The organism is Pseudomonas sp. CP-1, from assembly GCF_021213715.1.
GTDB lineage: Bacteria > Pseudomonadota > Gammaproteobacteria > Pseudomonadales > Pseudomonadaceae > Pseudomonas > Pseudomonas aeruginosa.
Window position 1 is genome coordinate 1 of record NZ_JAJQKY010000075.1, and the last position, 307, is coordinate 307.

Below are 307 nucleotides of genomic sequence, written 5' to 3' on the forward strand. Positions count from 1 at the left end.
CTGGAAGACGTTCATGAATTCGCGGTTGCGCTTGATCTTGCCGTCTTCAAGTTCGAAGGAATGCAGGAAGTGGTTTTCGTAATAACCTTCGGGATATCCGGGGAAAAGAATCTTGCCGTGACCGTCGCATTCGACCCAGAAATGATTAGGGTCGTCGGTTCCGAATATATTTATGTTGTACCACTCCCAATCGGGAAAGCACTTCAATGACCAGACGGCATGTTCCGCAAGTTTGTCTTTGCCACGAATGACGATGGGCGAGCCGGTATCGGTGGTCCATAAACCGCCACAGCCGTCCTCGACGAAA

1 pseudogene is annotated in these 307 nt (G+C 50.5%); it reads right to left on the reverse strand.

The features are described from left to right. Nucleotides 1–307 (reverse strand): annotated as a pseudogene (gene phzB / locus LT948_RS33120) (phenazine biosynthesis protein PhzB); the annotation flags it as partial.